Below are 24,667 nucleotides of genomic sequence, written 5' to 3'. Positions count from 1 at the left end.
GACGTCATCTAGGGCTTACTGCAAGGCATTTCTTGCGTTGAGGAAACTTTGATGCGCCCTTTTCTGTTGCTCTTTCTGCTGTTTCCAGTGCTGGAGCTGTTCGTATTCGTCAAAGTGGCAGGCTCTATCGGGTTCTTCCCGGCCCTGCTGCTGATCATTCTCGGCTCGATGTTCGGTGTGTTCGTGCTGCGCGTCGCCGGTCTGGCCACCGCATTGCGTGCCCGGGAAAGCCTGAATCGCGGCGAGTTGCCCGCGCAGACCATGCTCGAAGGCCTGATGCTGGCGCTGGCTGGTGGCCTGTTGATCATTCCCGGCTTCATCAGTGACGTCGTCGGTCTGGTGATGCTGTTGCCGGTCACCCGTCGTCTGCTGGCGAACAAGATGCGCCAGCGCGCCGAAGATCAGGCCATGCGTCAGCGCGCCTTCGCCGACGACCTGCAACCCCGTGGCGGCCCGGCCCCGCGCGAGCCGCTCGGTCGAGAGCCGAATGTGATCGAAGGCGAGTTCGAACACCGCGACAACAAGTGATATCAGCATCGACACGGCACCCTCGGGTGCCGTGCTCGTTTATGGCGCTTTTTTACTGGGTGGCGATGAAAAATTTTTTCCGCCAGCCCTTGTAATCGGCTTGTACGCCCCTATGTATCGGTCACCGAAAGGTTTCCGGTTTTCAAACCGGACAGACTTGCGCGGTTCGCTCGACGGACCGCAACCGGCGCAGGCCGGATTCGTTAAACCCGCCGGGACTACACCGGCCGATGAAAACCACAATTAGGAGAGATCGACAATGAAGCTTCGTCCTCTGCATGACCGCGTCGTCATCCGTCGCAGCGAAGAAGAAAAGAAAACCGCTGGCGGTATCGTCCTGCCAGGTTCGGCTGCTGAAAAAGCCAACCACGGTGTGATTCTCGCTGTAGGCCCGGGCAAAGCTCTGGAAAACGGTGAAGTGCGTGCACTGTCCGTGAAGGAAGGCGACAAGGTTGTGTTCGGTCCTTACTCCGGCAGCAACACTGTGAAAGTCGATGGCGAAGACCTGCTGGTAATGAGCGAGAACGAAATCCTCGCGGTTATCGAAGGCTGATATCCCCGTTCATTTTCCCGCTACTACAAAGTATTTAAGGAATATCGATCATGGCTGCTAAAGAAGTTAAGTTCGGCGATGCCGCCCGCACCAAGATGCTCAAAGGCGTCAACGTTCTGGCTGACGCGGTAAAAGCGACCCTGGGCCCGAAAGGCCGTAACGTGGTTATCGAGAAGAGCTTCGGCGCTCCGACCATCACCAAGGACGGCGTTTCCGTCGCCAAAGAAATCGAACTGGATGACCGCTTCGAAAACATGGGCGCGCAGCTGGTCAAAGACGTTGCCTCCCGTGCCAACGATGACGCTGGTGACGGTACTACCACCGCTACCGTTCTGGCTCAGTCGATCGTCAACGAAGGCCTGAAAGCCGTCGCTGCCGGCATGAACCCGATGGACCTGAAGCGCGGCATCGACAAGGCGACCATCGCCATTGTCAAAGAGCTCAAAGCCCTGTCCAAGCCATGCGCTGACTTCAAAGCCATCGCTCAGGTAGGCACCATCTCGGCCAACTCCGACAACTCCATCGGCGACATCATTGCCGAAGCCATGGAAAAAGTCGGTAAAGAAGGCGTGATCACCGTTGAAGAAGGCTCGGGCCTGGAAAACGAACTGTCGGTTGTAGAAGGCATGCAGTTCGACCGTGGCTACCTGTCGCCATACTTCGTCAACAAGCCGGACACCATGGTTGCCGAGCTCGACGGCCCGCTGATCCTGCTGGTCGACAAGAAGATCTCGAACATCCGCGAAATGCTGCCAGTGCTGGAAGCCGTTGCCAAAGCCGGCCGCCCGCTGCTGATCGTGGCCGAAGACGTTGAAGGCGAAGCCCTGGCGACTCTGGTTGTGAACAACATGCGTGGCATCGTCAAAGTCGCTGCCGTCAAGGCACCGGGCTTCGGCGACCGTCGCAAGGCCATGCTGCAGGACATCGCTGTTCTGACCGGCGGTACCGTTATCTCCGAAGAGATCGGTCTGAGCCTGGAAAGCACCACCCTGGAGCACCTGGGTAACGCCAAGCGCGTAACCCTGTCCAAGGAAAACACCATCATCGTTGACGGTGCTGGCGTGCAGGCAGACATCGAAGGCCGTATCGCCCAGATCCGCGCCCAGGTTGCCGAAACTTCCTCGGACTACGACCGTGAAAAACTGCAAGAGCGTCTGGCCAAGCTGTCCGGCGGCGTTGCAGTGATCAAGGTTGGCGCTGGTTCCGAAGTTGAAATGAAAGAGAAGAAAGCCCGCGTTGAAGACGCCCTGCACGCAACCCGCGCAGCCGTTGAAGAAGGCGTGGTACCTGGCGGTGGCGTGGCGCTGATCCGTGCTCTGGAAGCACTGACCGAGCTGACCGGCGACAACGCTGACCAGAACGTCGGTATCGCTGTGCTGCGTCGCGCTGTTGAAGCGCCGCTGCGTCAGATCGCTGCCAACTCCGGTGACGAGCCAAGCGTAGTCGTCAACGAAGTGAAGAACGGCAAAGGTAACTTCGGTTACAACGCTGCTTCCGGCGAATACGGCGACATGATCGAAATGGGCATCCTGGACCCAACCAAGGTAACCCGTTCGGCTCTGCAAGCTGCAGCCTCGATCGGCGGTCTGATCCTGACCACCGAAGCAGCGGTTGCCGACGCACCGAAGAAAGAAGGTGCAGCTGGCGGCGGTATGCCAGACATGGGCGGCATGGGTGGCATGGGCGGCATGATGTAAGCCAGCCCTGGCCCTGTAATGCAAAACCCCGCTGGCGAAAGTCAGCGGGGTTTTTTATTACCCGGATTTCGAAGCTCACTGGTAGCCCCTGTGGGAGCGAGCCTGCTCGCGAAAGCGGTCTGTCATCCGACATGCAATCCAGTTGAGCCGACAATTCGCGAGCAGGCTCGCTCCCACAGGTGCTTTATTTCAGGCATTGATCGGCTGTGTGTTCATCGCCGTCGAAGTCTTGCCAGCCGGGCGATACAGCACCCAGTAATAAGCCCCCAGGCAAATCAGCCAGCAGAAAATCGCCGTCCACACGTTGTGCGAGAAGAAGTGCGCGCCCTGCATCATGCGGCTGATCGAGAACACCGAGCCCAGTGCAAAGGCGAACACAAACGCCTGCCGCGCCAGTCGCGGGCGGCGGTCGCGCAGCACGAAGAACAGTGCAAACAGGGTGAACCCGGTCGCCGCATGGCCACCCGGCCAGCAACGTCCCGGCTTGTCCGTGGCGGGGCGATGTTCCATGAGTTTGCTGTAGGTCTCGTGGCCGCCGAATTGCTCCAGGCTCCATGGGCACTGCACAGCGGTGACGGCTTTGACCGGAGTGACAAATGAAGTCGCCAGCCCCAGCGACAGCACCAGGCAGCCCAGTTCGCGCTTGAACGGTTTCAGCCTCGAAATAAAAAACGCGCCGATGAAACCCAGAATGGCAAACACCGAGAAGCCGATCACCAGCTGTTTTGCCCGGTCATGCAGGATGTCTTCAAGCACATAGCTGTGCCGCCCGATGAAATCCCCCGCGACCGGGTCGTAGAACATTTGCGCCAGAACCATGTCCAGATCGGTCAGTTCGAGCAACAGCAGAATGATCGCCGCCGCTGCGGGAATGCCCAGACACAACCACCAGTTCAGCGGTCTTGAAGCGGGAAGGGCAGAGGTCGACACCATGGCAGGTTCCTTGGTCGATGAACGGAGGAGAGAGCGTAATCGCGCGGAGTCTGCGCGCGCTGGCGTCGGCGATTTGTTAACCGAAAGTGAAAAAAACGTCGCAGCGCGCAGCGCAGGTTTATCGAAAAACGCCCCTAGCCCTCAGCCGCTCTTGGCCGTAAGCTGCGCGGGCCAAGACGGCCGTTACCCCGTTCGGAGGAGATGTCCATGCGAATTCTGCTGGTCGAAGACAACCGTGACATCCTGGCCAATCTGGCCGATTACCTGGGCCTCAAGGGCTATACCGTCGATTGCGCACAAGACGGCTTGTCCGGTCTGCATCTGGCGGCGACCGAGCATTACGATCTGATCGTGCTTGACATCATGCTGCCTGGCATCGACGGCTACACCTTGTGCAAACGCCTGCGCGAAGACGCCCGGCGTGACACGCCGGTGATCATGCTGACCGCCCGTGATCAACTCGACGACCGGCTGCAAGGCTTCAAGTCCGGCGCCGACGATTACCTGATCAAACCGTTTGCGCTGTCCGAGCTAGCGGCCCGCGTCGAAGCGGTCATGCGCCGTGCTCAGGGCGGCGGTCGCCGGGCGTTGCAGGTCGGTGACCTGAGCTACGACCTCGACACCCTGGAAGTGACCCGCGAAGGCAAGCTGCTCAAGCTCAACCCGGTCGGCCTCAAGCTGCTCGCGGTGTTGATGCAGAAGAGCCCGCACGTGCTGCGTCGGGAGATTCTTGAAGAAGCGCTGTGGGGCGATGACTGCCCGGACAGCGACAGCCTGCGCAGCCATGTCCACCAATTGCGCCAGGTGATCGACAAGCCATTCGCCAAGCCACTGCTGCACACCGTGCACGGTGTCGGTTATCGCTTGGCCGAGGGGCGAGATGGAGTTTAAGCAGAGTCTTTCCCAGCGGATCATCATCGCCTTTGCGCTGATGAGCGCACTGGTCGCCGGCGCTTTCGCCATGGGCATCGTTGCGACGGTGCACCTGGTGGAAGAGAAACTGATTTCCGCAGGGCTGGGCGGCGACCTGCAACGTTTGCTGCTGATGGACAATGTCTCCGACTGGAGCCATCGGCCCGAGCCGGATCAGTTGTTCTACTTCAGTGGCGGGCCGGGTGATTTCGACCTGCCCAAGGATCTGCGTCACCTCGATGCCGGTTTCCATGAGGTCTTTCGCGAGCAGCTGTCCTATCACGCCATGGTCGAAGTGGTGGATGGTCGACGCTACGTGCTGTTGCAGGACCAAAGCGATTTCGAAGAGCGCGAGCGCGTGCTGTTTGCGGTGGTGCTGGTGGGCTTCGTGCTCAGTCTGGCCTTGGCGGTATTTCTCGGCTGGGTGCTCGCGCGCAAGGTGATGGCGCCGGTGGTGCGCCTGGCGCGGCAGGTCCGGCATCGCGACCAGCTGCTCGGGCTGGCGCCACCCTTGGCGCCGGACTACGCGGCGGATGAAGTCGGTGAACTGGCGGTGGCGTTCGATGCCACCCTGGGGCGCTTGCGTCAGGCACTGACCCGCGAACGTCTGTTCACCAGCGACGTCAGCCATGAATTGCGCACGCCGCTGATGGTCCTGGCCAGTTCCTGCGAACTGCTGCTGGAAAACCCCGGAATCGATCAGCGCGGTCGCGCCCAGGTCGAGCGCATTGCCCGGGCCAGCGAGGAGATGCGCGAACTGGTACAGACCTTCCTGATGCTGGCGCGCACGCAGAACGAAGAGGCCGCAGCGGCGCCCCAGCAGAACCTCACACAAGTGGCCGAGAGCCTGCTGTGCCTGTGGCGTGAGCCGATCGAGCGCAAGGGGCTGACACTGATATTCGAGCCGGGCACACCAGCGGATACTCGCTACAACGCGACCTTGCTGAACGCGGTGATGGGTAACCTTTTGCGTAACGCACTGCATTACACCGAACAGGGTTTCATTCGCCTGACGCTCACCGCCAACGGTTTCGTCGTTGAGGATTCGGGCGTGGGCATTCCCGAGGAAAAACGCGAGGCGATGTTCGAGCCATTTGTGCGCGGCAGCGAGAAGCGTGGCGAAGGGCTGGGCCTGGGTTTGTCGCTGGTGCAGCGTATCTGCGAAAACCAGGGCTGGACGGTCAGCTTGAGCACGATGGACCCCAATGGCTGCCGATTCGAGGTAGATCTTGGCGTGAATGCCAGCAAATAGTGGCTCGAGGCTACTCCCGTACACCTGTCTGAATCCTGTATAACGTTGTAATAATTTACGGATTTACCTGACAGATTTTTCACAATTGGATGACCTGACGCTGACACGCCGCTGTTTAAGGTGGCGTCATCAGAACAGGAGTCCAGATGATGGCCGGCCCGATCAAGCTCGATTTTTCCGAAAAGTACGACGACCAACACGCACAACGATATCTGCGCAAGCACCAGCAAAGCCTTGGTCGCCGCCTGTCGCACCTGCGCGATGAGCAAGTCGGTCGCAAGGCCTTGGCGCTGGCGGGAGATCCCGGGCTGGTGCTGGATCTGCCCTGCGGTGCCGGGCGTTTCTGGCCAATGCTCGCGGAGAAACCCAACCGGGTGATCATCGGCGCGGACAATTCCGAGTCGATGATCAAGACCGCGATGCAGGGACAACCGGCCGAGGTGGTCAAGCGTGTACAACCGCTGCACACCTCGGCATTCGATATCGCTCTGCCGGATAACTCGGTCGACAGCATCTTTTGCATGCGTCTGTTGCACCACATCGGCGAGGCCGAGCACCGCCGGGTGATCCTGCGCGAGTTCGAGCGGGTGACCCGCGACAGCGTGATTGTTTCGTTGTGGGTCGACGGCAATTTCAAGGCCTGGAAGCGCAAGCGTGCCGAGCGGGATCGGCCAAGTCATGATTACCAGAATCGGTTTCTGATTCCGGCGGCGACGATCGAGAAAGAATTTGAACAGGCGGGTTTCCGCATTCAGGAACAACTGGACTTCATACCGCTCTATGCGATGTGGCGAGTTTACGTATTACGCAAGAGGTAGAGGATGGCAGTGCAAGCAGCGGTTGAAGCGGATGTCGCTCCCCAGGATCGTTTCGATTATTACTGGAACCAGCGCGGCGAATGGGTTGAAGAGCCCAATGTGCGCCGTGGTGGCGAAAGCGGGGTGCAGCGCATCGTCGACCGTGACGGGCAGCTTTTGTACGCCAAGCGCCAGACCGGACACATCTATCGCAGTTGGTTGCACCCCTTCGGTCGCCCGACCGTATTGCGTGAACTCGACGCCCTGACTGGCGTTAGCAAACTCGGCGTGCGCGTACCGCAGATCGTCTTTTGCGGCGCCCAGCCGGATCCGCAGCACAAATGGCGCGCGCTGCTTGTCACCAAATCGCTCGATGGTTTCCAGGAACTGGAACACTGGCTGGCCGCTGCCGGTGGTCGCGATCAGTGTGGCGACGTGGTTTACGAGAAAGTCCTCAAGGACCTCGCCGAGAACCTGGCGCGCATGCACAAGGGCCGCTGGCAGCACAGCTGCATTTACATCAAGCACGTTTTCGTTCGGGTCACCGGCGAAGGCGAAGCGGCAAAGGTTGAAGTGGCGTTGATCGATCTGGAGAAGTGCCGCCAGCGTCTGACCCCCTATCGCGCCGCGCAGCATGACATGAAGCAACTGCGTCGCCATTCGTCGTTCCGCGATGCCGACTGGAAGAAACTCGTCTACTTTTATGAGACGGCGTTTGGCAGCGCTATCAAAGGTTTATAGCGATGAAACTCGAAATTGCACGAGGTTTGTTCCTGATCGGGGCCTTGGCAGTTGCTTCACTGGCGGTGGCTGCCTGGGAGCAGCCGCGCATGCAGGTCATAGGGGCGTCCGGGAACGACGCTCATTGTTCGGTTCCACGGGTGGCGAAAGCCTCTGTGGCAACCCAGCCCGATCATGATCTGCTGTTGTTCATGTTCGGACTGTCCCAAGGGATGAGGCCAGCCAGTTGACACGCTTCAAGCCCAAATAAAAGGCCTCGCAATTGCGAGGCCTTTTTTATTCCACAACTTTCAAGATACATATCGTCCTCTGTGGGAGCGAGCCTGCTCGCGAAGGTGTGTCAGTCGACATCAATGCAACTGAAATACCGCATTCGCGAGCAGGCTCGCTCCCACAGGGAAATGTGCTTATCTGGCATCTGGCTTAGCAAGGAAGGTATAAACACACGGCAGCACGAACAGCGTAAACAACGTGCCAATCGACATCCCCGTGGCAATCACCATGCCGATATCAAAGCGGCTCACGGCGCCCGCGCCGGTTGCCAGAATCAGCGGCACCATACCGAACACCATTGCCGCCGTCGTCATCAGCACCGGGCGCAAGCGAATTGCTGCCGCTTCCTCCACCGCGTCACGGGCGCTCAGGCCCTTGTCCTTGCGCAACTGGTTGGCGAATTCGACGATCAGGATGCCGTGCTTGCTGATCAGGCCGATCAGCGTCACCAGCCCGACCTGGGTGTAGATGTTCATGCTCGACCAGCCGAGGAACAACGGGATCAGCGCGCCGCAGATCGACAGCGGTACGGTGACCAGAATCACCAACGGATCGCGGAAGCTTTCAAACTGTGCGGCCAGCACCAGAAAGATGATCGCCAGCGCCAAGGCAAACGTGACCCACAATGCGCTGCCTTCCTGCACGTACTGGCGCGAGGCACCACCGTAATCGAAGGCAAACCCGGCCGGTGCTTCTTCGCGGGCAATCTGCTGCACGGTATCGATGGCTTCGCCCATGCTCACCAGCGGGAAACCGGAAATCTTCGCTGCGTTGAGCTGCTGGAACTGATTGAGCTGGCGCGGCCGTGCGCGGTCGCTGACCTTGATCAAGGTCGACAGCGGCAGCAATTCGCCCTGGGTGTTTTTCACGTAGTAATTGTTCAGCCAGTCCGGGTTGTCGCGGTAGGCCCGTTCGACCTGGGCGATGACCTTGTAGCTGCGCCCGTCGATGGTGAAGCGGTTGATCTCCGCCTCGCCGAGCAAGGTCGCCAGCGTGCTGCCGAGGTCTAGCATCGACACGCCCATCTGCGCAGCCTTGTCGCGGTCGATATCGACCACTACTTCCGGCTTGTCGAACGCCAGATCGAGGTCGACGAAGGCGAACTTGCCCGACTCCATGGCGCGTTTCTCGATGCGCTCGGCGACTTGCAGCAGCAGCTCGTAGTCATTGGCGGTGTTGATCACGAATTCGAAGGGCAGGCCTTCACCGGTGCCGGGCAGGGAGGGCAGGTTAAAACCGAAGATCTGCAGGCCGGGAATGCTCTCCAGTTTGCTCTGCACCTCGGGAAGGATTTCCATCTGCGTGCGGCTACGCTCATTCCATGGCTTGAGCAGGAAGCCGCCGATACCGGCCTGCACGCCGTTGTAGCCGTTGATCTGGAACGAGGAGTAGTACTCGGGAAACTCCTTGAAGATGGTGATGAATTCGTCGGTGTAGGTGCTCAGGTAGTCGAGGTTGGTCGGCTGCGGCGCGCTGGCCATCATGAAAATGATGCCCTGGTCTTCGTCCGGGGCCAGTTCCGACTTGGTGAACTTGAGAAACACCGGAATCAGGCACAGCACGATCACCGCAAACACCAGCACCACCGGCCGAGTATTCAGCGTGCCATGCAGCATGCTTTGATAACGGCGCTTGAGGCCTTCAAAGACTCGGTCGAGACGATGGGCCAGGCCGCCGGGATTCTCTTCGTGGCGCAGCAGAAACGCGCACATCATCGGCGACAGCGTCAGGGCGACGACGCCGGAGATCACCACCGCGCCGGCCAGGGTCAGGGCGAACTCCTTGAACAGCGCTCCGGTCAGCCCGGTGAGAAAACCGATCGGCGCATACACCGCCGCCAGGGTGATGGTCATCGACACCACCGGCATGGCGATTTCCCGGGCGCCTTCCAGGGCTGCGTCGAACGGCGTCTTGCCTTCCTCGATGTGCCGGTGGATGTTTTCCACCACGACGATCGCGTCGTCCACCACCAGACCGATGGCCAGCACCATCGCCAGCAGCGTCAGCAGGTTCATCGAGTAACCCATCATCTGCATGAAGAACATCACGCCGATCATCGACAGCGGAATGGTCACCACCGGGATCACCACCGAACGCAACGCGCCGAGGAACAGGAACACCACGACGATGACGATCAGTACCGCTTCGAACAAGGTCTTCACCACCTCATCGATCGAGGCCTGAATGAACAGCGTGGCGTCGTAGGCGATCTCGCTTTTCAGGTTCGGCGGCAGCTGCGCTTCCAGCTCGGGCATCAGCTTGCGCACTTCCTTGATCACGTCCAGCGGGTTGGCGCCGGGGGTGGCCTTGATGCCGATGTACACCGACGGCGTGCCGCCGAACGAGCTGATCGAATCGTAGTTTTCCGCGCCCATTTCCACCCGCGCCACATCACGCAGCAGCACGCGGCTGTCCCCATCGACCTTGAGCGGAATCGCCGAAAAGGCCTCGGCGGATTTCAGTTCGGTGTTGGCGTTGATGCTGGTGACGGTGTACTCGCCTTTCACTTCGCCGGCAGCGGAGAGGAAGTTGTACTGGCGCACCGCTGCGGTCACGTCGGCGGCGCTGAGGCCGAAGCCGGCGAGTTTCACCGGGTCGAGCCACAGGCGCATGGCGAACACCTGGTTGCCGAGAATTTCCGCTTCGGCCATGCCCGGCAGCGTCGCCAGTTTCGGCTGGATGACCCGCGACAGGTAATCGGTGATCTGCGGGTTGCTCAGGTCCTCGCTGAAGAAACTGATGTACATCAGCGCCGAAGCGTCGGCGGATTCCTTGCTCAGCACCGGGTCTTCGGCGTCCTGCGGCAGCTTGTTCTTTACCTCGTTGGCCTTGGCCAGCAGTTCGGTGAACAAGCGGTCGGTGTTGGCACCGATGCGCGCGTAGATCGAAATCACCGAGAAGTTCTGCCGGCTGACCGAGGTCATGTAATCGATGCCTTCGGCGCTGGCCAGGCTCTGTTGCATCGGCTGGGTGATGTAGCCCTGAATGGTTTCGGCGTTGGCCCCGGGATAAGCGGTGGTCACCGTGATCAGGGCGTTTTCCATTTGCGGGTACTGGCGCAGCGGCAGCTTGCTCCAGGCCTGAAAGCCCAGCAGCACAATCAGCAGGCTGACCACGGTGGCGAGCACCGGGCGGCGGATGAACGGATCGGTAAAAGCCATGGGGATTCCTTGATCAGTCGGCGCGAGGCGGACTGTTCTGCTCGCCGAGGGTCTTGTCGTCGCTGATGGCGATAGGGGCACCGTTGTCCAGTTTGATCTGGCCAGCCGTCACCACTTGTTCGCCGCTCTGCACGCCCTTGTTGATCATCACCAGGCCATCGCGGCGTTCGCCGGTCTCGACGAAGCGCCGCTCGGCAATCAGCAGCGGTTGGCCGTTGTCATCCTTGGCGACGCTGCCGTCCTCGGCTTTCTTTTTCCCGACCACGTAAACCGAGTTGCCGTACAGGGTGTAGGTGATCGCGCTTTCCGGCACGACGATGTGCTTCTGCGGATTTGGCAGCAGCACTTCAAGGCTGGCGAACATCCCCGGCAGCAGCTTGCCGTCGGGGTTGGCGAGGGTGGCGCGGACCAGAATATTACGCGTGGTGCTTTCGACGATCGGGTTGATCGCGCTGATCTTGCCGGCAAAGTTCTGTCCCGGATACGCGGCGACAGTGAACTGCACGGGCTGGCCGATAGCGAGTTTCGGCACCGCTTGTTCGGGCACGTAGAAGTCGGCGTAGAGGCTGCTCAAGTCCTGCAACGTGGCGATTTTGGTGCCACTGGCGAGGTAGTCGCCGACGTCGACCTGGCGGATGCCGATGGTGCCGCTGAACGGCGCGAGGATGCGCTTTTTCGCCAGCGATGCGTTGAGCTGATTGACCGTGGCCTTGTTCTTTTGCAGCACGGCGGAGAGGCGGTCGTACTCGCCTTTGGAGATCGCGCGGCTGTCGACCAGTTGCGCGCCACGGCCGAAGTCCAGTTGCGCCAGGCCGAGGTCGGCGCGGGCAGTTTCCAGCAGGGCGGATTCGACGGCGCTGTCGAGTTGCAGCAGCGGTTGGCCGGCCTTGACCTTCTGCCCGGATTCGAATTTGAGTTCAGTGACGGTGCCGGCGACTTCCAGACTCAAGTCGACACCTTGCAGGGCCTTGAGCGTGCCGACGGTGGGCAGGCGCATCTGCCACGGCTGTTCGCCGGCAGTGGCCACGGCGACGCTGATCGGCGGCTTGGGCTTGGAAAAGCCCTGGATCATCGTGTAGATCGAAAAGGCTTTGTATCCGCCCAGTACCAGGACGATCAGCAAAACAACACCCAACATGATCAGCATGCGGCGACGCAGCATATTTCCATTTCCTTGGATAAATCATGAGACAGGCGGGCACATTACTCCGAGTCAGGTGGGGATTCCAACTGGCAGTTATTACGTGAAGGCCGGATATGAACCCTGTGGCGAGGGGATTTATCCCCGTTGGGCTGCGAAGCGGCCCCCTGAATCCTTCAGTCATACCGCAATTGCAGTTTTAAGGGCGGCTGCGCCACCCAACGGGGATAAATCCCCTCGCCACAGGATGGGGGGCCGTCTCAAAAATGGGGGGTATCAGGCCATCAGATGAAGATGGTTGTCCCAGAGCCCCGCCGGCAATTCCAGCGGCTTGGCCAGCAGTTGTTCCTGGCGGCAATCGTAGTAACGGCAACGGCCCTGCCCCGAGGTCACGACAAAGCCATCCTTTACCGCACCGACGCCGGCGCAATCAGGCAAAGGCGCATCGAGGCGCAGTTCGCCGCTGTCCAGATCCCAGATAAAGAAACGATTGCCGCGCGGCGCCGTCAACGCGACCAGACGCAGATCGCTGTGCACCGCGACGCTGGCGGTGTAGTGCCCCATCGCCTGCAACTGCTGCTCGGCCACCGGGAACGCCACGAACGCTTGTCCCGGTCGCTTGATCGCCAACAGCTCCGAACGCTCGTGGGACGGCCCCATGAATTGCTGACCGGCGACGATGGTGCCGTCACTGGCGATGCCCAGGTGGCGGACGCTGTTCATCTGCTGGGCGAGGGTTTCCTTGCTCAGCAACGTGCCGTCGCGCTGCATCAACACCAGGCTCGGTTCCATGGCGTTAAGGTTCATGTCGACGCGGCTTTCCGCCTCGGTGCGAATCCCACCGTTGGCCACTACCAGCGTCTCGCCGTCGGGCATCCAGGACACCTGATGCGGGCCGAGACCGTGAGTGGAAATCTCGCCCGTGTGCACCAGCCGTTCGCCTTCGAACTTGTACACGCCGAGCAGGCCACGGCCGGGATCGCTCGTGTCATTCTCGGTGGCGTACAGGTATTCGCCGTCCTTGTGCACCACGGCGTGGCCGTAGAAGTGCCGGTCCGGCTGCGAGGTCACGGTCTGCAGCAGCTTGCCGTCGCGCAGGTCGATCAGGTAACTCTCGGTTCCCGGACGCCGCGCGACGAACAGCGCCAGCGGCTGCGTCGGATGATTGATGATGTCGTGACAACGCTGGCCGACGTGGGTGGCGAACACTCGCGTACCGTCGAGCCGATAGCCGACGGCGTAATGCTTGCCGTCAGTATCGTCGCGCGCCGACAGCAGCAGCGGGCTCTGATCCTTGCGTTTGAACAGCGTCCAGCCGCCCAGCGTCACTGCTCCCAGCAGTGCACTACCTAAAGTCAGAACCTGACGTCGCAGCATGGCACTCGCCCTCATCAGTCACCGTCGTTGGCGTTGAAGCCCAGTTGGATGCCCAGCGCCTTGGCCAGCTCGCCTTCATGCAGGCGATGGACGACGTTGAGGCTGTCGTAGATATCGTTGAGTTGCTGTCGACCGGCGTCGTCCTCGAGCATTTCGCCGAGCGAACGCTGGGTGCTGTCGAACAGTTTAAGCGAGGCGGCATAAGCAGCGTCGATCTTGTCCGCCAACGGTTTCTGCTCGGCCGGCAGCAGACCGCGCAGGCCTTTGTTGTCGACGCCTTCCCAGACGGTTTTGGCTGCGGCAAGGCTGGCTTCCAACGCCGACAGCGACGACTGGCTGCGCCACGCATCCGCCTGGAATGGCTGCGGCACGCCTTTGCTTTGCCGGCCCATCGGCGTGCCGAGTTTTTTCTTCAGGGTATCCAGTGCCGTCACTTGTACGCGCAGCAGATCGGCGATCGCTTCGTGGGAGTCGGCGTAGCGCTGGTTAGGGAACTTGCTCATCTGCGCGAGCATGCCGTCGGTGTTGTTCCAGCCCTGCAGGATTTCTTCCGCCAGTTGCTTCTGGCGTTCGCCGATGGCGATCAGCAGCGGGCAGTATTTGGCTTTTTGCGCGTCGTTGGCGACGTCAGGCTTGGCGTCGAAGAGGATGTATTCGTAAGCCGACAGGCCCTGCACCACGACGCTGGATTTGGCCAGCGCTGCGGCATCGATCTGCGGCTGGGCCACGACCAGTTGCTCGACCTGACGGCCGACGAGGTTTTTCTTGTCCGGCCAGAACTGCACTTGCCACGAGCGATTGCCCTCGGCCAGCGGCCCGATCAACAGCGGTTGCAACTCGGCCCAGGCTTTCTGCGCGTGAAGGAAGTCGGCACGGGCGGTTTCCAGGGTCTCTTTGCCCTGGCAGTAGGCGAGGGCGCTGACCGCCAGTTGCCGGTCGGCTTCGACCCAGCGAGTGTAGGTCGGCAGGATCACCGATTTGGCGATCGCCGCCGAAGTGACCGCTTGCGGGTCCTGCGGCGAGCAGGCGCCGAGGGCGAGCGCGGCAAGGCTGGTGAACAGTAACTTGGGACGGAACATGTCGGGCTCCCGATGCTTTTACAGTATTTAAAGTGAGTTCAGAAAAGCCAGCAACGCAGCGCGCTGCTCGGCATTGAAAGACAAAACCTGTTGCTGCGCCGCCGTCGCCTCGCCGCCATGCCAGAGCACCGCTTCGAGCAGGTTGCGTGCGCGACCGTCATGCAAAAACTGGGTGTGACCGCTGACCGCTTGCGTCAGACCAATCCCCCACAACGGCGGCGTGCGCCAGTCGCGGCCGGAGGCCTTGAATTCCGTGCGGTTGTCCGCCAGGCCTTCGCCCATGTCATGCAGCAGCAAGTCGCTGTATGGACGAATCACCTGATTGGCCAATTCCGGTTCGGCGGCATCGGCGGCAGTGGTGTATTTCGGCGTGTGGCACGACTGGCAACCGGCCTGGAAAAACAGATTCTTGCCGGCCAGCACCTGTGGATCGTTGACGCCACGGCGCGCCGGCACTGCGAGATTGCGGCTGTAGAACAGCACCAGCCGCAGGATGTTGTCGCTCACCTCCGGTTCACCGTCCGGGCCATTGCCGTTCGGCGCCTGTTTGCAGGCAGTCTGCGCCTCGGTGCAATCGTCGAACGGCCGCAGGCTGGTGGTCAGGCCCATGTCACCGGAGAACGCGTGAACATTCTGTTGATTGAGATTCGGTTGCCCGGCTTTCCAGCCGAACCGGCCGATAACGCTCTTCTGCAACTGGTCATCCCAGACCTGGTTGGGTCGGCCATTGATGCCGTTGCTCTCTTTCGCCTGGGCGGCGGCGTTGGCGAGGATCGCCTCTTCAGGGATCGCTTCGAGCAGGCCCAGACCAATCATCGGCGGCGCCACCCGCGCGGAAAAACGCGTGTCCGGGTGCATCGGCCCGTAACCGAGTTGAGTGATCTGCAAGGTCGGTTTGCGCAGCTCGACTTCAGTGCCGTCCTTGAAGCGTACCGGCACCGGCGTGTAGTCCACCCGCACCTTGCCTTCCGGGGCAACGCCGGGCACGGCCATATCCTGGAACTGCCCGCCATACACCGGCTCCGGCACCACGCCGAGCTGTTGGATGACTTTGGCGTAGGGCGGCGCGTCGGGAATCGACAGGCGCACCAGCATCGACACTGCATTGGATGCATCAGGTGTCGGCGGATGGCCGCGACCGTCCTTGATGTGGCAATTCTGGCAGGCGTTGGTATTGAACAACGGGCCGAGACCGTCGCGGGCCGTGGTGGTCGACGGCGCGATCACCCACGGGCTGCGAAAGAAACTGTTGCCGACACTGAAGTCCACCCGCCGCGAGGGCGGCAGGTTGGCCGATGGCAGGGAAAAGGCGTTCTGATCGCTCTTGCGCACAGTCGCAGCACCGCCCGAACGCGCTTCCCCCGGCTCGGCCTTGGTGAAACGCGGGGCGTCATCGCAGGCACTCAGGCCCAGGGCCAGCAACAGTGCGGACAAGCGAAGAGGCAGCGAGGGCATCAGACATCCTGCGGACGGGCAAAAATGAAGGCGCAAAGTCTAACAGGGCGAGGGAGTTTGAATAAGAGGAATTATCGTTTGCTTGATATCGCGCAAGCCTTTAAGCGCATGCCAACACTGTGGGAGCGAGCCTGCTCGCGAAAGCGATGCCCGACGCGCTGAAAATGCTGCGCCGGATCAAGCCTTCGCGAGCAGGCTCGCTCCCACAGGGATAGTGGTGTGCCAATAATGAAAAAGGCGACCCGAAGGTCGCCTCTTTTTAACGCGGACGCTGCGATCAGAATTCGTGATCGGCGCTGTCCGGGTTCAGGTCGCTGATGCCCAGTTTGCCCGCAGCGGCTTCGATCGAGCCGGTCTGCTTGACCAGCGCGGCGATGGCGTCGCGAACGACCTGGTTGCCAGCGGTGTTGCCGGCAGCGATCAACTGGTCATAGTGCTCACCCTTGTTGGCGTGATCGACCATGACCTGGATCTTCGCTTCGGTCGCGGCCAGATCGGCTTTCAGCGCGGTGTCGGCAGTCGGATCGGCCTTGGCCACCAGCGACGACAGGCTGGCGCCGGTCATCTTGGTGCCGTCAACACGGGTGTACTCGCCCAGGTAAACGTTACGCACGCCTTTGGCGTCGTAGAAGTGCGAGTAGTGGGTGTTGTCGCTGAAGCAATCCTGCTCGTCTTCAGGGGAGTTGGCTTCCAGGGAAACCTTCATGCGCTCGCCCGCCAGTTCACCCAGGGACAGGCTGCCCATGCCGAAGAGCATTTTGCGCAGGCCGGTTTCGCCTGGCTCGGCTTCCAGGGTGGCGCGGTAGTTGTCGGCCACGTTCGGCTTCCAGTTGGCGACCATTTCTTCCAGATCGCTGACCAGCAGTTGGGTCACGGCTTTCAGGTAGGCGCGACGACGCTCGTTGTGACCACCGGTGGCGCCGGCGCCTTCCAGATAGTCCGAGGCCGGACGGTTGCCAGCGCCAGGGCCGGTGCCGTTCAGATCCTGGCCCCAGAGCAGGAATTCGATCGCGTGGTAGCCGGTGGCGACGTTGGCTTCGGAGCCGCCCAGCTCGTTGAGGCTGGCGAGTTTTTCCGGGGTGATTTCTTTCACGTCGACTTTGTCTTCGCCAACCTGCACTTCGGTGTTGGCAATGATATTGGCGCTGGCGCCCGGGTTACCCAGTGCGTGCTCGTAGGATTTGTCGACGTAGTCGATCAGGCCTTCGTCCAGCGGCCAGGCGTTAACCTGACCTTCCCAATCGTCAATGATGGTGTTGCCGAAGCGGAACACTTCGCTCTGCAGGTACGGCACGCGCGCGGCGACCCAGGCAGCCTTGGCGGCTTTGAGGGTGTCGGCATTCGGCTTGGCGAGGAACGCGTCGACCGCAGTTTGCAGGGTTTTCGCAGTGGATTCGGCATCGCTGTAAACGGCGAAGACCATGTCGGCATAGTGCGCGACCACGGCCTTGGCGGCAGCATCGTCAACTTTACCGGCAGCAGGAGCCGGTGCAGCGGCAGGGGCTGGAGCAGCGCTGCTGGAAGCCGGAGTCATTTCGGAGGCTTTTTCTTTGTCCTTGCCTTCGCCGCAACCGGCGAGGGAAATAGCGATGGCCAGCAGACTGGCGGTAGCCAGAGGCATACGAATCATGGCGAACATCCTGCTTCGGTAGTTGAATGGACTGGCGCCGGGGGCGCGCAAAACTGCGACATAATGCAAATCTTTCGCATTATGTGTAAAGGCGTGCTTGGAAATATTTCTTATTTGCGCATGAAAATCAAAAGTCGCAGCCTCGTTTCACTCGTCAGCTCCTACAGGAGGAACGCATTTCAAATGTAGGAGCTGCTGAAGGCTGCGATCTTATAAAATAGCCGCGTTGCTGCGTTGCGCCTGCTTGAGGTAAATACCCAGCTCCCGCGCCGGCAGCGGTTTGCTGTAGTGGTAGCCCTGACCTTCGTGGCAACCCTCGGAAATGATGTAGGTTTCCTGCTCGGCGGTTTCCACGCCCTCGGCAATCACCTGCATGCCCAGGCTCTTGCCCAGCTGGATGATCGCGCGAACGATGGTCGCGTCATCGTCGTCATCGAGCAGGTCCTGCACGAAGCTCTTGTCGATCTTGATCTTGTCCAGCGGCAGGCTTTTCAGATAACTGAGGGACGAGTAGCCGGTGCCGAAGTCGTCGATCGCGATCAGCGCACCGGAGCGGCGCAGGCTGAGCAAATGCTGGGCGGCGGTGGTGATGTCTTCCATCAGGCCGGTTTCGGTGACTTCCAGTTCCAGACTGCGCGGCGGCAGGCGGTACATCTGCAACAGGTTGTTGACCACCCGTGGCAGCTCGGCGTGGTGCAGTTGCACGGTGGACAGATTGACCGCCATGCGCAGATCGACGAAACCCTGATCGTGCCATTCGCGCAATTGCTTGCAGGCCTGATCGAGCACCCACTCGCCGATGGCGATGATCGTGCCGTTCTGTTCGGCCAGCGGAATGAACAGGTCCGGCGGCACCAGCCCGTGTTCCGGATGTTGCCAGCGAATCAGCGCTTCCACGCCGACCACGCGGTGATCGCGATAACTGATCTGCGGCTGATAGACGAGGTAGAACTGGTCGCGGATCAGCGCATCGCGCAAATCTTTTTCCAGCTCGCGACGACGGCGCATCTCGCTGTCGACGCTGGCGATATAGAACTGATAGCGATTGCGCGAGCGGGTCTTGGCCAGGGTCATGGTCTGCTCGGCTTTCTGCAACAGCTTCTCGGTGCTGTCGCCGTCCTCCGGAAACAGGGTGATGCCGATGGTCGCGCGCAGGCGGATTTCCTGATCGTCGAGGGCGAAGGGTGCCTCGAGGTCATCGAGAATGCTCTGCGCCAGTTCTGCTGCTTCGTAAGGCTGTTCAATGTCGGCCTGCACCAGCGCGAACTGATCGCCGCCCAGGCGGGCGAGGGCGCCGAGACGACCGCTGTGGGCACGTAAACGATCGGCCAGGGCCAGCAGCAATTGGTCGCCGGTCTGGTAGCTGAATTGCTCGTTGATGCCCTTGAAGTCATCCAGGCCGACGCACAACACCGCGACGCGGCGCTGCAATTTGCCGGCATCGACGAGAATCTTGTCCAGTTGCTGCTGCAATTGCTGGCGATTCGGCAGACCGGTGAGGAAGTCGTACTGAGCCATGCGCAGCAGGCTGTTTTCCGCTTCGTGGCGCAGGTGGGTGTTGCGTTCGATGGACTCGAGCAACTGGTTGGCAGTGTTGATCCACAGGCCCAGTTCGTTTTTTTCGTGGCCCTTGATCTGCGGAATCTTGTGCTCGCTGGGACGATCCGGGTTGATTTCGGTGAGGTGCTCGATGATTCGCGACAGCGGTTTGGTCAGCAGCCAGTGATAGACCAGATACAGCACCAGCCCCAACGCCAGTGCGCGCAACACCCCGGAAATGAAAATGATCACTGAGCTGACGATAAACCCTTCGCCATAGGTGGCGGTGTCGAGGGTGATGCTCAGGTCGCCGTAGTATTCGCTGTAGGGGCCGCGGCCGACCAGTTGCGTGGTGAAGGTGCGTTCCTGACCGAGAATCAGGTCGGTCAGCCAACGGCTATTGGAATGCTGCAGTTCGCGGGATTTCTGCGCGAGCATGGCTTCGTTGGGGTGGCCGATGGAGGCCTGACGCACGGCGTCGTCCTGGAACAGCCCTTCGATCACCTGCATGCCCATTTCCCGGTCCAGGCTGTACACGGCCTGGGTCGATGGATCGCGGAACATGTCGAGGATGCGCTCGGCGTCGCCGGCAACCGCCTGACGGGTCTTGTAGGCATCGAAGACAATCTGCGCGCAGCTCAAGACTACGCCTACGATCAATGCCGACAGGAGCACGACCCGGAGCAACTTCACCGACAAGCTGTTCTTGAGTTCCAGCTTCAAAGGGTTATTCCTTGTTCCGTGCGGGTAGCGTCAAGTTGCCATGAGTATTGGCAATCCCGGGTTGGCAGTCAAAGGGACAATCGGGCACGGGAAAAGTCGCCGTGATCCTGGCCGCAATGTCGTCATTTGAGTAATAGCTCTGAATTAACTGTGTCGGTTGCAATTGCCTTCAACTTGAGCACTGGGCCAAAGATTTTTTCCTGTCTGTGATGGTAGACCGCTGGGGGCTGGCGGCAAACGGCGCGAAGCTGCTTTTACCGTGCGAGAAACGCCAAGCGCCAGGCATAAAAAAACCCGGCCGAAGCCGGGTTTTTCATCTGGCGCGCAGCTTAAGCGGTGAAGGTTTTGCCTTCGAACTGCTCGGCCACGAACTTCCAGTTGACCAGGTTCCAGAACGCTTCAACGTACTTCGGACGCAGGTTGCGGTAGTCGATGTAGTAAGCGTGTTCCCAGACGTCGCAGGTCAGCAGCGGGGTGTCGCCGCTGGTCAGCGGGTTGCCGGCGCCGATGGTGCTGGCCAGGGCCAGGGAACCGTCAGCCTTTTTCACCAGCCAGCCCCAGCCGGAACCGAAGGTGCCGATCGAGGTTTTGCTGAATTCTTCCTTGAACTTGTCGAACGAACCGAACGCTGCGTTGATGGCATCTGCCAGTGCGCCGGTTGGTTGACCGCCGGCGTTTGGCGCCAGGCAGTTCCAGTAGAAGGTGTGGTTCCAGACCTGAGCGGCGTTGTTGAAGATGCCGCCCGAAGAAGTCTTGACGATTTCTTCCAGGGTCTTGCCTTCAAACTCGGTGCCTGGCACCAGGTTGTTCAGGTTCACGACGTAGGTGTTGTGGTGCTTGTCGTGGTGGAACTCCAGGGTTTCCTTGGAGATGTGCGGCTGCAGGGCATCGTGTGCGTAGGGCAGCGGCGGCAATTCGAAAGCCATGATGATTCTCCTAATCAGGTCTGTTGCGGTGAGCGCAAGGCCGATCACGGGCGGCCGGAAATGCACCGGCGAGTTTTTACTCTTTGCGGCGCAGGGTTCGGATCATAGCACCGGGGTCGCGCCTTAACCACGCAACAACTGTGTGGGATAGAGGTTCCAGAGCCTTTGCGAATAAATCATCCGGCGATGATCAACTGCGCGGCGACGGCGAACATCATCAACGCCACCACCAGATCGAGAATGCGCCACGTGCTCGGGCGGGCCAGCCACGGTGCCAGCCACGCCGCGCCGAGGGCCAGGGTGAAAAACCACAGCAACGATGCACTCGCCGCGCCGACCACATAAGCGCCCGGCACCGATTGCTGCGCGCCCAGCGAGCCGATCAGCAAAACCGTATCGAGATAAACGTGAGGGTTGAGCAAGGTCACCGCCAGAGCGCTGAGCATCACTGCGCGCAGCGAACGCACGGTCTGGTTTTCGCCTTGCTCAAGGCTCTGTTTCGAGCAGGCCCGGCGCAGTGCCTGGCTGCCGTACCAGATCAGAAACGTCGCACCGCCCCAACGGGCGATCGCCAGCAGGGTCGGGTTCTGCGCGAGGATCGTCGCCAGGCCGAACACCCCGGCCGCGACCAGAATTGCGTCACACACCACGCACAATGCCGCCACCGGCAAATGGTGTTCACGGCGCAGGCTTTGCGCCAAGACAAAAGCGTTCTGCGTGCCGATCGCCATGATCAGGCCGAACGCCACCAACAGGCCGTTTACGTAGCTTTGCCACATGGGAGAGATCCTTGAAAGAGAGTGCTTGCTGGCTATTCTCCGGTGTGACGCTGTATAAGAAAAACCAATAGTGCTGATCGCCCATTAGGAAAACTGATGTTCGACTATAAATTGCTTTCCGCGCTCGCCGCAGTGGTCGAGCAGGCCGGATTCGATCGCGCCGCACAGGTGCTCGGCCTGTCGCAGTCGGCGATCTCCCAGCGCATCAAATTGCTTGAAGCGCGGGTCGGCCAGCCAGTGCTGGTGCGCGAAACACCGCCATCGCCGACCGAGATCGGCCGACGCTTGCTCAACCATGTGCAGCAGGTGCGTCTGCTCGAGCGCGACTTGCAATCAGTGGTGCCGGCGCTGGACGAAGAAGGCCTGCCCGATCGCCTGCGCATCGCCCTCAACGCCGACAGCCTCGCCACTTGGTGGGCCGAGGCCGTCGGCGATTTCTGCGCCGAGCAGCATTTGTTGCTCGACCTGATCGTCGAAGACCAGACCGTTGGTCTCAAGCGCATGCGTGCGGGTGAAGTGGCCGCATGCCTGTGTGCCAGCGAGCGGCCGGTGGCGGGAGCCCGCAGCGTGTTGCTCGGCGCCATGCGTTATCGGGCGCTGGCCAGTCCAGCCTTCCTTGCTCGGCATTTTCCCGAAGGCGTGCGCGCCGAACAGCTGCCGCGCACCCCGGCGCTGGTGTTCGGTCCGGACGATTTCCTTCAGCATCGCTATCTGGCGCTGTTGGGCGTCGACGGCGCGTTCGAGCACCATTTATGCCCGTCCTCCGAAGGCTTCATCCGCCTGACCGAAGCCGGTCTGGGCTGGGGCCTGGTGCCGGAACTGCAGGTGCACGAGCAATTGCAACGCGGGGTGCTGCGCGAATTGCTGCCAGATAAACCGATCGACGTGCCGCTGTACTGGCATCATTGGCGCAATGGCGGCCAGTTGCTCAATCTACTGACCGAACAACTGCTGCGCTCCTCAAAGCAATGGCTAGTGGCTTGAACGCAGCAACAAGCGTCAAGCTGCAAGCGGCAAGAATACGTACCGTTTCAACTTGCAGCTGAAAGCTCGAAGCTTGCAGCTGCTTCCCTGGAGTTTTTGATGAAGATTTTGGTTACCGGCGCCAGTGGCTTTATTGGCGGGCGCTTTGCGCGTTTCGCCCTGGAGCAGGGCCTTGAAGTGCGGGTCAACGGTCGCCGGGCCGAGAGCGTCGAACATCTGGTGCGCCGGGGCGCGGAGTTCGTGCCGGGCGATCTGACCGACGCCGATCTGGTGCGCGACCTGTGCAGCGATGTCGAGGCCGTGGTGCATTGCGCTGGTGCTGTCGGTGTGTGGGGGCGTTATCAGGACTTTCATCAGGGCAACGTCGAAGTCACCGAAAACGTTGTCGAAGCCTGCCTCAAGCAGCGGGTGCGGCGGCTGGTGCATCTGTCGTCGCCGTCGATCTATTTCGATGGCCGCGACCATCTCGGTCTGACCGAAGAGCAAGTGCCCAAACGCTTCAAGCATCCCTACGCCGCGACCAAATATCTGGCCGAGCAGAAAGTCTTCGGTGCCCAGGAATTCGGTCTGGAAACCATCGCCCTGCGCCCGCGTTTCGTCACCGGTGCCGGCGACATGAGCATCTTTCCGCGCCTGCTGAAGATGCAACGCAAGGGGCGGCTGGCGATCATCGGCGACGGCTTGAACAAGGTCGATTTCACCAGCGTGCAAAATCTCAACGAAGCCATGCTTAGCAGCTTGTTGGCGCAAGGTTCTGCGCTGGGCAAGGCCTACAACATCAGCAACGGTACGCCGGTGCCGCTGTGGGACGTGGTCAATTACGTGATGCGCCGGATGAACGTCGATCAGGTGCGCAAATATCGCTCCTACGGTCTCGCGTACAGCGTCGCGGCGCTCAACGAAGGCGCGTGCATGCTCTGGCCGGGACGCCCGGAGCCGACCCTGTCGCGCCTGGGCATGCAGGTCATGAAGAAAAATTTCACCCTCGACATCAGCCGCGCCCGGCATTATCTCGACTACGATCCGAAAGTCAGCCTCTGGGCTGCCCTCGATGAGTTCTGTGCGTGGTGGAAAGCCCAGGACATCCGTTGAAACGATTCGGCCGGGCGGCAATGAACCGCCTTGCGGGTTGAGGGTCAATGCCTGCGGCTGCGGCGGTTATACTTCGCAGCATTTAGCCATCACCGCGTTTGCCAAAGGTTGCCTCAATGTCCATGCGAAACGATGCCCACGACGACGATTTCGATAACGTGCCAAGCCTGCGCGCTGACCCGTTCGACGACGATGACATCGCGCCCAGCCCCCGTACTTCCGTGCATTCGCGCAGCGCGCCAGTGGTCAAGGTCAAGGCCGCCAGCACCGGGCCGCTGTGGGCGCTGGTCGGTGCGTTGTTTTTCGCCTTCATCGGTCTGGCCTGGTGGAGCTTCCAGCAGATCTCGCTGATGGAACAGCAACTGGTCGCCACCCAGGAAAGCTTCGCCCGCATCAGCGAAGAAGCGGCGGGGCGCCTGCAGGATATTTCCGGCAAGGTTGTCGCCAGCCAGAGCAACGTCAACAGTGACAGCGAAGCGCTGAAGCTGCAGATCAAACAACTCGAAGGCAAGCTGCTCGACCAGAGCAAGCAGCAGCAAGGCGTGGCCGGGCAGACCAGCGAGCTGGACAAGCGGCTGGCGCAAATGACCGCGCAGACCACCGAACAGCAGAACGCCAATACGCAGTTGCAGGCTCAGGTCAAAGCCTTGAGCGCCGAGCTGGCGACCATCAAAAGCACCCCGGCCGATACCAGCAAGGTCGATGCGCAGTTGAAAGCCTTCGACGCCCAGTTCAAAAGCCTCGGTGCCGATATCGCCGCGCTGAAGAAACAGGGCAACCCGAGCGCGGCGATCGATCGTCTGGAGCAGGACATCGTGGTGCTGAAAAGTCAGCAGGACAATCGCCCGGCAGCGCCACAGGGTGGCGGTAATACTGCCGAGTTCGATGCGTTCCGCGCGCAGATGACCCGCAACCTCAATACCTTGCAGGCGCAGATCCAGAATCTCCAGCAGCAGATCAATTCCCGCCCGTAGCGACTGATCTGTCGCCCGGAGGGCTTTGTCCCCTCACCACAGGGGCCTGTAATCCCCTGCATCATTCTGAATACTCGTACATCAGCCCAAGCCGTCTACGCTCTTGAGACACCAAAAAGAA

21 protein-coding genes are annotated in these 24,667 nt (G+C 60.7%); 11 read left to right on the top strand and 10 right to left on the bottom strand.

The window, feature by feature from the left end:
* Positions 1-51: 51 nt before the first annotated feature.
* From AB4N41_RS02945 to groL, 3 genes are all read left to right on the top strand, one after another.
* On the top strand, positions 52-528 hold the full coding sequence (locus AB4N41_RS02945; RefSeq protein WP_016773418.1) for an FxsA family protein: 477 nt from the start codon (positions 52-54) through the stop codon (positions 526-528).
* Between the two features lie 259 nt (positions 529-787).
* Positions 788-1,081, top strand: coding sequence for a co-chaperone GroES (locus tag AB4N41_RS02940; RefSeq protein ID WP_007916610.1), 294 nt, complete (start codon positions 788-790; stop codon positions 1,079-1,081).
* 50 nt (positions 1,082-1,131) lie between these two features.
* Positions 1,132-2,778, top strand: coding sequence for a chaperonin GroEL (gene groL / locus AB4N41_RS02935; protein WP_016773419.1), 1,647 nt, complete (start codon positions 1,132-1,134; stop codon positions 2,776-2,778).
* 189 nt (positions 2,779-2,967) lie between these two features.
* Here the strand turns inward: groL and AB4N41_RS02930 are convergent, their stop codons facing one another.
* Positions 2,968-3,711, bottom strand: coding sequence for a phosphatase PAP2 family protein (locus AB4N41_RS02930; RefSeq protein ID WP_236168285.1), 744 nt, complete (start codon positions 3,709-3,711; stop codon positions 2,968-2,970).
* A gap of 207 nt (positions 3,712-3,918) precedes the next feature.
* Here AB4N41_RS02930 and colR point away from each other — a divergent pair, with 207 nt between their 5' ends.
* The 5 genes from colR to AB4N41_RS02905 all read left to right on the top strand — a co-directional run bounded on the left by colR (position 3,919) and on the right by AB4N41_RS02905 (position 7,643).
* On the top strand, positions 3,919-4,602 hold the full coding sequence (gene colR / locus AB4N41_RS02925; RefSeq protein WP_041479855.1) for a two-component system response regulator ColR: 684 nt from the start codon (positions 3,919-3,921) through the stop codon (positions 4,600-4,602).
* Positions 4,592-5,875 (top strand): sensor histidine kinase, encoded by a 1,284-nt coding sequence (locus AB4N41_RS02920; RefSeq protein WP_041479854.1) that lies wholly within the window; start codon positions 4,592-4,594, stop codon positions 5,873-5,875. The genes colR and AB4N41_RS02920 overlap by 11 nt, the downstream gene beginning before the upstream one ends.
* A gap of 149 nt (positions 5,876-6,024) precedes the next feature.
* The gene (locus AB4N41_RS02915) at positions 6,025-6,693 is read left to right on the top strand and encodes a class I SAM-dependent methyltransferase (protein ID WP_041480029.1); all 669 of its coding nucleotides are present in this window, start codon (positions 6,025-6,027) and stop codon (positions 6,691-6,693) included.
* Between the two features lie 3 nt (positions 6,694-6,696).
* Positions 6,697-7,413 carry a lipopolysaccharide kinase InaA family protein gene (locus AB4N41_RS02910; RefSeq protein ID WP_252876824.1) on the top strand — a complete coding sequence of 239 codons (717 nt, stop codon included), beginning with the start codon at positions 6,697-6,699 and terminating at the stop codon, positions 7,411-7,413.
* 2 nt (positions 7,414-7,415) lie between these two features.
* Complete coding sequence (locus AB4N41_RS02905) at positions 7,416-7,643, top strand: hypothetical protein (protein ID WP_041479852.1); 228 nt, start codon at positions 7,416-7,418, stop codon at positions 7,641-7,643.
* A 177-nt stretch (positions 7,644-7,820) separates the two neighbouring features.
* On the opposite strand, the gene AB4N41_RS02900 is transcribed toward AB4N41_RS02905, so the two are convergent.
* From AB4N41_RS02900 to AB4N41_RS02860, 9 genes are all read right to left on the bottom strand, one after another.
* Entirely contained in the window at positions 7,821-10,847 is a 3,027-nt protein-coding gene (locus tag AB4N41_RS02900; RefSeq protein ID WP_236168287.1) for a multidrug efflux RND transporter permease subunit, read from the bottom strand.
* A 13-nt stretch (positions 10,848-10,860) separates the two neighbouring features.
* Positions 10,861-12,009: an efflux RND transporter periplasmic adaptor subunit gene (locus AB4N41_RS02895; RefSeq protein ID WP_252876823.1), complete on the bottom strand. Its 1,149-nt coding sequence runs from the start codon at positions 12,007-12,009 to the stop codon at positions 10,861-10,863.
* Between the two features lie 255 nt (positions 12,010-12,264).
* Entirely contained in the window at positions 12,265-13,365 is a 1,101-nt protein-coding gene (locus AB4N41_RS02890; protein ID WP_056789981.1) for a DUF1513 domain-containing protein, read from the bottom strand.
* 14 nt (positions 13,366-13,379) lie between these two features.
* Positions 13,380-14,444 (bottom strand): imelysin family protein, encoded by a 1,065-nt coding sequence (locus tag AB4N41_RS02885; RefSeq protein ID WP_252876822.1) that lies wholly within the window; start codon positions 14,442-14,444, stop codon positions 13,380-13,382.
* Positions 14,445-14,471: 27 nt separating this feature from the next.
* Entirely contained in the window at positions 14,472-15,899 is a 1,428-nt protein-coding gene (locus AB4N41_RS02880; RefSeq protein WP_252876821.1) for a di-heme oxidoreductase family protein, read from the bottom strand.
* Between the two features lie 277 nt (positions 15,900-16,176).
* Entirely contained in the window at positions 16,177-17,529 is a 1,353-nt protein-coding gene (locus AB4N41_RS02875) for an imelysin family protein (RefSeq protein ID WP_252876820.1), read from the bottom strand.
* A gap of 210 nt (positions 17,530-17,739) precedes the next feature.
* Positions 17,740-19,791, bottom strand: coding sequence for a putative bifunctional diguanylate cyclase/phosphodiesterase (locus tag AB4N41_RS02870; RefSeq protein ID WP_016773430.1), 2,052 nt, complete (start codon positions 19,789-19,791; stop codon positions 17,740-17,742).
* A gap of 329 nt (positions 19,792-20,120) precedes the next feature.
* On the bottom strand, positions 20,121-20,717 hold the full coding sequence (locus tag AB4N41_RS02865; RefSeq protein ID WP_016773431.1) for a superoxide dismutase: 597 nt from the start codon (positions 20,715-20,717) through the stop codon (positions 20,121-20,123).
* A 176-nt stretch (positions 20,718-20,893) separates the two neighbouring features.
* Complete coding sequence (locus AB4N41_RS02860; RefSeq protein ID WP_016773432.1) at positions 20,894-21,496, bottom strand: LysE/ArgO family amino acid transporter; 603 nt, start codon at positions 21,494-21,496, stop codon at positions 20,894-20,896.
* 96 nt (positions 21,497-21,592) lie between these two features.
* On the opposite strand from AB4N41_RS02860, the gene AB4N41_RS02855 reads away from it, so the two are divergent.
* From AB4N41_RS02855 to AB4N41_RS02845, 3 genes are all read left to right on the top strand, one after another.
* The gene (locus tag AB4N41_RS02855) at positions 21,593-22,480 is read left to right on the top strand and encodes a LysR family transcriptional regulator ArgP (RefSeq protein WP_150637405.1); all 888 of its coding nucleotides are present in this window, start codon (positions 21,593-21,595) and stop codon (positions 22,478-22,480) included.
* A 99-nt stretch (positions 22,481-22,579) separates the two neighbouring features.
* Positions 22,580-23,572 (top strand): NAD-dependent epimerase/dehydratase family protein, encoded by a 993-nt coding sequence (locus AB4N41_RS02850; protein WP_252876819.1) that lies wholly within the window; start codon positions 22,580-22,582, stop codon positions 23,570-23,572.
* 116 nt (positions 23,573-23,688) lie between these two features.
* Positions 23,689-24,546: an ATPase gene (locus AB4N41_RS02845; RefSeq protein WP_236168291.1), complete on the top strand. Its 858-nt coding sequence runs from the start codon at positions 23,689-23,691 to the stop codon at positions 24,544-24,546.
* Positions 24,547-24,667: the final 121 nt, after the last annotated feature.

Source organism: Pseudomonas sp. S2_A10, from assembly GCF_054668465.1.
The sequence above is the reverse complement of the archived record's forward strand: the minus strand, read 5'-3'. Positions and strand labels throughout refer to the sequence as shown.

What these genes read in the sequence shown, in the direction of transcription:
- AB4N41_RS02905 (WP_041479852.1), top strand. Translation starts at nt 7,416, where the DNA reads ATGAAACTCGAAATTGCACGAGGTTTGTTCCTGATCGGGGCCTTGGCA.
- AB4N41_RS02890 (WP_056789981.1), bottom strand. Translation starts at nt 13,365, where the DNA reads ATGCTGCGACGTCAGGTTCTGACTTTAGGTAGTGCACTGCTGGGAGCA.
- groL (WP_016773419.1), top strand. Translation starts at nt 1,132, where the DNA reads ATGGCTGCTAAAGAAGTTAAGTTCGGCGATGCCGCCCGCACCAAGATG.
- AB4N41_RS02865 (WP_016773431.1), bottom strand. Translation starts at nt 20,717, where the DNA reads ATGGCTTTCGAATTGCCGCCGCTGCCCTACGCACACGATGCCCTGCAG.
- AB4N41_RS02920 (WP_041479854.1), top strand. Translation starts at nt 4,592, where the DNA reads ATGGAGTTTAAGCAGAGTCTTTCCCAGCGGATCATCATCGCCTTTGCG.
- AB4N41_RS02900 (WP_236168287.1), bottom strand. Translation starts at nt 10,847, where the DNA reads ATGGCTTTTACCGATCCGTTCATCCGCCGCCCGGTGCTCGCCACCGTG.
- AB4N41_RS02860 (WP_016773432.1), bottom strand. Translation starts at nt 21,496, where the DNA reads ATGTGGCAAAGCTACGTAAACGGCCTGTTGGTGGCGTTCGGCCTGATC.
- AB4N41_RS02895 (WP_252876823.1), bottom strand. Translation starts at nt 12,009, where the DNA reads ATGCTGCGTCGCCGCATGCTGATCATGTTGGGTGTTGTTTTGCTGATC.
- AB4N41_RS02915 (WP_041480029.1), top strand. Translation starts at nt 6,025, where the DNA reads ATGGCCGGCCCGATCAAGCTCGATTTTTCCGAAAAGTACGACGACCAA.
- AB4N41_RS02940 (WP_007916610.1), top strand. Translation starts at nt 788, where the DNA reads ATGAAGCTTCGTCCTCTGCATGACCGCGTCGTCATCCGTCGCAGCGAA.
- colR (WP_041479855.1), top strand. Translation starts at nt 3,919, where the DNA reads ATGCGAATTCTGCTGGTCGAAGACAACCGTGACATCCTGGCCAATCTG.
- AB4N41_RS02930 (WP_236168285.1), bottom strand. Translation starts at nt 3,711, where the DNA reads ATGGTGTCGACCTCTGCCCTTCCCGCTTCAAGACCGCTGAACTGGTGG.
- AB4N41_RS02885 (WP_252876822.1), bottom strand. Translation starts at nt 14,444, where the DNA reads ATGTTCCGTCCCAAGTTACTGTTCACCAGCCTTGCCGCGCTCGCCCTC.
- AB4N41_RS02850 (WP_252876819.1), top strand. Translation starts at nt 22,580, where the DNA reads ATGAAGATTTTGGTTACCGGCGCCAGTGGCTTTATTGGCGGGCGCTTT.
- AB4N41_RS02845 (WP_236168291.1), top strand. Translation starts at nt 23,689, where the DNA reads ATGTCCATGCGAAACGATGCCCACGACGACGATTTCGATAACGTGCCA.
- AB4N41_RS02945 (WP_016773418.1), top strand. Translation starts at nt 52, where the DNA reads ATGCGCCCTTTTCTGTTGCTCTTTCTGCTGTTTCCAGTGCTGGAGCTG.
- AB4N41_RS02855 (WP_150637405.1), top strand. Translation starts at nt 21,593, where the DNA reads ATGTTCGACTATAAATTGCTTTCCGCGCTCGCCGCAGTGGTCGAGCAG.
- AB4N41_RS02910 (WP_252876824.1), top strand. Translation starts at nt 6,697, where the DNA reads ATGGCAGTGCAAGCAGCGGTTGAAGCGGATGTCGCTCCCCAGGATCGT.
- AB4N41_RS02875 (WP_252876820.1), bottom strand. Translation starts at nt 17,529, where the DNA reads ATGATTCGTATGCCTCTGGCTACCGCCAGTCTGCTGGCCATCGCTATT.
- AB4N41_RS02880 (WP_252876821.1), bottom strand. Translation starts at nt 15,899, where the DNA reads ATGCCCTCGCTGCCTCTTCGCTTGTCCGCACTGTTGCTGGCCCTGGGC.